Below are 6,445 nucleotides of genomic sequence, written 5' to 3' on the forward strand. Positions count from 1 at the left end.
AAAAAGCGCGGAATGCAATGGAGAAGGCGGGCATCGATTTACTGATCGTTACGGACCCCGCCAATATGGCCTGGCTTACCGGCTACGACGGTAACGCCTTCTATGTGCCCCAATGCGTAGTTGTATCGCAAGCGCCCAGGCGCACCGGAAGCACTGGAAAGTTTTAGCCAAAAGGATTGAAGAGCATGAAGGTTCTTTGCTTGTGGCATGCCACGGAAGATGAGGTTAACTACATAAAACGGGCTCTGCCAAGCGACGCAGAAGTGGTAGCGCCAAGAGGAGAGTATTTTTCTCGCTTTGAGTGTACATACTCAGATATAGAGCGTCACGTGGTCGATACCGATGCTTTAATCGGATGGACCATTCCTGTGGGCATTCCGGAAATTGCCGGCAACGTCAAGATACTGTCGTGGCTACACTCTGGAGTCGACGATCTAGCTGAAATCGGGTTCCTCTCGCTGGCGAAACAGCGCGGTATCAAGGTTACGAATATTCGCGGGGCAAATGCCATTGCGGTTGCGGAGCAGGCGATGATGTTCATGCTTGCCCTAGCGAAGAGGACCCTACTGAAGGATCAGGCATCACGAAATAGGCAAAAACTCTTTCCTCTATTTGCCGAGGAGCATCGATCGGCCATGTTGGATGGTCGAACTGTCGGAGTGATTGGTGTTGGAAACATTGGAAGTCGCATTGCCAAACGCGCGAAGGCATTCGACATGCGCGTTCTCGGGGTGCGCCGAAATAAAGATATCCCATTAGAATGGGTAGATTCAATGCATGGAATGAATGAGTTACATTCGGTGCTCGGTGAATGTGACTATATCGTTCTGGCTACCCCCAATACAGGCGAGACTTTTCAATTCTTTGGAAAGGCTGAGCTAGCTGCTATGAAGCCATCTGCTTTCCTGGTTAACGTCGCCCGCGGGAATTTGGTTCAAGAGAAGCCTCTATATGAGGCACTTACAGGCGGCCGTTTGCGTGGCTATGCAGCAGATGTTTGGCCCGAATATAAGTACGGGCGAACCTTTCCGAGGAGCCAGGACCCACGCCTGCAAATTCATAGACTTCCGAATGTCATCGGCTCCTTTGACCAATCTCACGATGCTGATGACGTCCTGGAACGGTATATTGAGTGGGGCGTTCAGAACTTGGCGGAGTTTGCGGCTGGGAAGCCCCTCACTCGTGAAATTGATCTCAGCTTGGGTTACTAATCTCGCGAGCGTGGCACGTGCGCGGCGCGCTTAATCATTAGGCTACGCGCATTTGCTTGGGAAAACGCCTGGTATACACGGCGCAACTGAAAGGTGATCGAAACGGTGCGCGAGAGGGTCAACTGCCGCGACTGCGAGACGATCAGGCTGCCGATGGCGCCGTGCCATGCGACGCCGCGCGGCTTCATCGAGCCGCAGCTTCTGGCGACGATCCTGGTCGACAAGTTCGGCCAGAACCTCCGTTGAACCGCCAGAGCCATCGCTTCAAATGCGAAGGATCAACATGCAAAAAGCGATCGTCATTCAGGCACGGCCCCGCGCTTGGCTGGAGGGCAGTATCCTTCGGCCCTACGCCTGGCGTACGGGGAGGATTCGAAGGCGACATGCGGCGAGCAACCATCGCGCCTGAAAGGGTTGGAAATACGTCGTCGACGCTGTCGCAATAAGACCGATGTCCCGTGTTCTCGCTGAAAGCGCCGACAACAGCAAAAATTGGCTCGAACCCATAGTTGCGGCTTAAACGAGGCATGGCTGCGCGATCAGTTATCATACCTTGGTGGTCGGCGAGAAATACAAAGTGAAATGCCGCACCTTCGGCAAGTGCTGCGTGAGCATATCGGTCGATATCCGCTCCGCCATTTGCTGGCACTCGGGCGGCAAAGCCGAATTCGCCCCCGTCCTCGTGAAGAGAGATCCGCGCGGTACATCCGAAGGAAATTGAAACAGATGTTGCAAAAGGAATCGAGTTTGCTTAGTATCCCCGACGGGATAGCAGGGTTTGAGCACGTCTCCTACTGATCGTGCAGGTGAGCAAGCCCGTCAAACATTGAACGCACGCACGAGACTCATGAGCAAGATTTTGCATCGCTCGATCCACGCCGAGCTGCCGGTGGCTGTTGGCGGTCGTGGGATCGAGCTGTTCGATGCCGATGGCAAGGCTTATATCGACGCATCATGTGGCGCCGCCGTATCATGCCTGGGTCATGGTCATCCGGAGGTGCTGGCGGCGTTGCACGCTCAGCTCGACAAACTCGCCTACGCCCATACTGGTTTCTTTACCACCGAAATAGCCGAGCGTCTGGCGGATCGCCTCATTGCGGATTCGCCAGATGGTATTGACTACGTCTATTTGGTCACCGGAGGCTCGCAAGCGATGGAGGCAGCGTTGAAAATGGCGCGCCAGTACTTCGTCGAGAAAGGGGAGATCGCACGTAGGCACATCATAGCACGCCGTCAAAGCTACCATGGCAATACGCTTGGCGTGTTGGCAGCCGGTGGCAATGAGTGGCGCCGGGCCCAGTTCAGGCCGCTGCTTATTGAAACCCATCATATAGCGCCGTGCTACGCATATCGCGGTCGCTCGGCCGGCGAGAGCGAGTATGGGTACGGGGAGCGCGTCGCCAACGAGCTGGAGGCGAAAATCCTCGAGCTCGGACCAGGTGAAGTGATCGCATTCGTTGCGGAAACGGTCGTTGGCGCGACGGCAGGCGCGGTGCCAGCTGTAGCTGGCTATTTCAAGAGGATCCGCGAGATCTGCGACCGCTTCGGCGTTCTCCTGATCCTTGACGAGGTGATGTGCGGCATGGGGCGCACCGGAACGCTGCATGCATACGAACAGGAGGGCATCGTGCCTGATTTGGTCGCGATCGCGAAAGGGTTGGGTGGCGGCTACCAGCCGGTCGGCGCAGTGCTTATGGGGCGCCACATCTACGACGCCTTTGCGACCGGCTCGGGCTTTTTCCAGCATGGCCATACCTATATGGGGCACCCGTTGGCCGCGGCTGCCGCCTTAGCAGTGCAGGACGTCATCCGAGAGCAGGGACTTCTCGAGAACGTCGTGAAGTTGGGCGAACTGCTCAACTGTCGGCTTCGAGAGCGCTTCCACAAGCATTACCATGTCGGTGACATCCGCGGGCGCGGCCTCTTCCGTGGGATAGAAATCGTCGCCGATCGCGGGGAGAAGTCGCCATTCGCCCCCGCCCGGAAAGTCCATGCCGCCGTGAAACGAGAAGCGATGGCACGCGGGCTGATGGTCTACCCGATGGGTGGCACGATCGATGGCGTGCAAGGTGACCACATCCTGCTCGCGCCTCCGTTCATCGTCAGCGCCGGACAGATCGACAATATTGTGGAGCGTCTGGGCGATGCTGTGGACGCTGCGATCGCCCCTGGTGTTGCGTGATCAAGAGAGTGTATACGTCAAGTGGCCGCGAGGATTCAAATGGAATAGCGATGGACTACTTTCTCGAATGTAGAGTGGCAGTGTATCTGAAAAGACTGCGTCGCAGGCTTCAAAGAAGCGCGGGCAGAAACGCAAATTCTTTTGGAACCCGAATCTACTGACCGGGATGGCACCATGTGTTCACCGGGTCTGAGATCTGCCCAGTTGCGTATGTCAAAGGAGGCGCATCCATGGCCTTGCAAGGCAGCCCAAGTCTTGGAATTCTTGAGCTTGATGAAGGTCTTTTGCCCGATAGCCCGTGCCGTGTTCCGCGGACAGGTTCCCTTGTGGATCCGGCGACCTTTGGCCGAGCTATCATTACGGAAATGGTAGAAGGTGCGTTGGCGGAAACCGTTATTCGCGGTGACCGGCCACTCGAAGGTGCTTGTGTGACAGCTGCTCGGCGATTGGTCGAACGAGGCGCCGGGATGATATCGGCTGATTGTGGATTTTTCATCCGACATCAGGCGGCGGTCTCCGCAGCAGTCAATGTGCCGGTAGCGATGTCAAGCCTCATCCTTATTCCAACGTTACTTCGGCAGATAGCACCTGCTCAGAAGCTTGCGGTCATAACCGCTGATTCAAGACACTGCAGTGAAGACCTGTTTGGCATCGCGAATGCGGCTGATCGAGCAAGAGTAGTCGTCGGCGGGATAGAAAAAGGCGAATATGTACGCAATGCGTTGGCACGTCCATTCGTCCGAACCAGCGTTGATCAAATCGAGCAGGAGGTCGCCGCATGTGTTGAAGAGCTCCGTGCCAATTATCCTGAGATAGGAATCCTACTCTTCGAATGTACAGGGTTCCAATGCGTGGCAGATCGCCTTCGCCGCAAGACAGGGTTACCTATCTACGACATTACCGACCTTTGCCGGCTCACCCTTGCGGCTATCGGGGGGCCCGCTTTGTCGTGAATAATGTCTGTTAATCTACAAGGTAACCGTTTCCAAGCACGGCTGTGCGTTGTCCGGACAGTACGGCCATCGTGAGGCCAGATGCCAGCAATCTGAAAACTGCATTTTACACAAACTACCTTTGCGGATGAACTCGCGAAAACCGAACATGATTGGATTCCGTGCATTCGGATTTCCTGAGAACCGGTCAGTGGGAGATGAACATGCGTCTAAGCAGAAATGAGATGAGGGGTAAGGCCCAGACGGTGCTGGGTCTGGTCGACCCGGCGACTCTAGGCCAGACGCTGATGCACGAGCATCTCTTCTGGGACTTCATACAGCCAGGTCGACAGGATGCGTCGACCACCGGCGGTCCGGACCCGCGCGATTACTGGAAACTATTGATGGGTGGCACCGCCGATCCGCGCGACATTAGGCAGAGGGATCGCGGGGTGGCTGCTCGCGAGACCGCGCGCATGGTAGAGGCAGGTGGGCGGACAATCGTCGAGCTAACGATCGGCGGTATCGGCCCTGACCCCGAGGGTCTGATGGAAGTGTCGAGCGAGAGCGGCGCCCACATTGTGATGGGCTGCGGTCACTACGTCGAGGACTGCCAGGACCCGGATAATCACAATCGAACTATTGAGAGCTTTGCCCAGGAGATGATTGATCAGGTTCAACTGGGCGCTTGGCGAACCCAGGTACGGGCCGGAATTGTTGGCGAGATAGGCTGCCAGTGGCCGTGGACCGATCTCGAGAAGCGTGTGCTGGCGGCCGCCGTCATCGCCCAGCAAGAAACGGGTGCGGCCCTGACTATCCACCCGGCCCGCCATGAGGACCACCCGTGGATGCTCGTCGAGTTCCTAAAGGAACATGGGGCCGATCTTTCGCGCACGATCATCGACCATATCGACAGAACAATTTTCGACGACGATCGCTTATTCCGCCTGGCGGACTCCGGCGTGGTGCTGGAATGGGATCTGTTCGGCCTGGAGAACACCTATTACGCGCTCGCGGACATTGACATGCCGAACGACGGTATGCGCATCCAGACGATCAGGCGTTTGATTGATCGCGGGCATCTTGGGCAGATCGTGATTAGTCACGACATCTGCAATGCAATAAGGTTGGCTGAGTTCGGTGGGCACGGCTATACCCACATTCAGCAGAAGGTCCTTCCCCATATGAGTAAGCGCGGCTACTCGGGGGACGAGATTAACGCGATCATGATCGATAATCCGCGCCGGCTGCTGACCTTCGTCTGAAGACGCTCCGGCTGCCGGTGCTCGTCAGGGAGAGCAGGAAGCGGGTGCAGTTGAGCGTGTGGGTCGGAACTCCTTTGTTGAACGGGTCACGTGCGAAGCCGCACGGGCGCTTGCCTTTGGCGGCCAGTCCCGCATGGCGCCACGTTGGGCTTGATCCTTTTGGGATCCCCTGCAATCTAAATTTCAGATGAAGCAAGTCGCGAAACAATATTTGACAACGGCTCACCGCTAAATCGATTGTGGGTGTCGGTAAGCTGCAACGTGGCGTCGCACTGCCAATGAAAACGACTGCTGTTTCCGATGGATACAGCCTTGGTCGGCAATCGTAATCATCCTTGCGTGCTGGCGCCGGCCCTAGGCGTAGGGAGGAAGGATAGCTGCAATGAGGCTAACCGAATACGTAGAGTACGATGCCACCAGTTTGGCCTCTCTGGTGGAAACCGGCGAAGTGACTGCTATGGAATTGGCGCGGTTAGCCCGCCAAGCCCACGACGAGGTCAATCCACACATCAACGCCGTCATCGAATTCTATGAAGACGCTGAGACCGTTGTCGGCGCGGACGCAGGCCCTTCCGTGGAGTGCCATTCCTCCGCAAGGATTTCGGCGCCACCGAAGCTGGCCGCCTCCAGGAAAATGGAAGCCGGCTATTCAAAGGCCACCGCTCCGATGTTGAAAGCTATTTTTTTCGTCGCGCGCGGGAGGCTGGGCTTCGGACTGTAGGAAGAACGTAAGCGCTCATTTCCCCGCACGTTGACGGCCCTTGCAACAACTGATCGCTTTCAGACGGACGCGTCGGGTCAGGCTGCGGCGGCTTTGGCGAAGTTGAAGGGCAGCAGATCGTCGATATCAGCGTC

Annotated in this window: 5 protein-coding genes and 2 pseudogenes; all 7 read left to right on the plus strand. The window is 56.7% G+C overall.

The annotated features are described in order from the left end of the window. Nucleotides 1–125: pseudogene (locus D3227_RS39485) on the plus strand (aminopeptidase P family N-terminal domain-containing protein); the annotation flags it as partial. A gap of 60 nt (nucleotides 126–185) precedes the next feature. Continuing rightward, nucleotides 186–1,211 (plus strand): NAD(P)-dependent oxidoreductase, encoded by a 1,026-nt coding sequence (locus D3227_RS39490; protein WP_120019370.1) that lies wholly within the window; start codon nucleotides 186–188, stop codon nucleotides 1,209–1,211. A gap of 90 nt (nucleotides 1,212–1,301) precedes the next feature. Then, nucleotides 1,302–1,489, plus strand: a pseudogene (locus D3227_RS39495) (IS66 family transposase); the annotation flags it as partial. Nucleotides 1,490–2,058: 569 nt separating this feature from the next. Next, complete coding sequence (locus D3227_RS39500; RefSeq protein ID WP_120019371.1) at nucleotides 2,059–3,393, plus strand: aspartate aminotransferase family protein; 1,335 nt, start codon at nucleotides 2,059–2,061, stop codon at nucleotides 3,391–3,393. A 230-nt stretch (nucleotides 3,394–3,623) separates the two neighbouring features. Next, entirely contained in the window at nucleotides 3,624–4,346 is a 723-nt protein-coding gene (locus tag D3227_RS42100) for an aspartate/glutamate racemase family protein (protein ID WP_167481068.1), read from the plus strand. A 224-nt stretch (nucleotides 4,347–4,570) separates the two neighbouring features. Then, nucleotides 4,571–5,590: a phosphotriesterase family protein gene (locus D3227_RS39510; protein ID WP_208646606.1), complete on the plus strand. Its 1,020-nt coding sequence runs from the start codon at nucleotides 4,571–4,573 to the stop codon at nucleotides 5,588–5,590. Between the two features lie 382 nt (nucleotides 5,591–5,972). Then, a complete protein-coding gene (locus tag D3227_RS39515; protein WP_245452150.1) occupies nucleotides 5,973–6,311 on the plus strand; it encodes a hypothetical protein in 339 nt (112 codons plus the stop codon). The last annotated feature ends 134 nt before the right edge of the window (nucleotides 6,312–6,445 follow it).

The organism is Mesorhizobium waimense, from assembly GCF_003601975.1.
Classification (GTDB): domain Bacteria; phylum Pseudomonadota; class Alphaproteobacteria; order Rhizobiales; family Rhizobiaceae; genus Mesorhizobium; species Mesorhizobium waimense.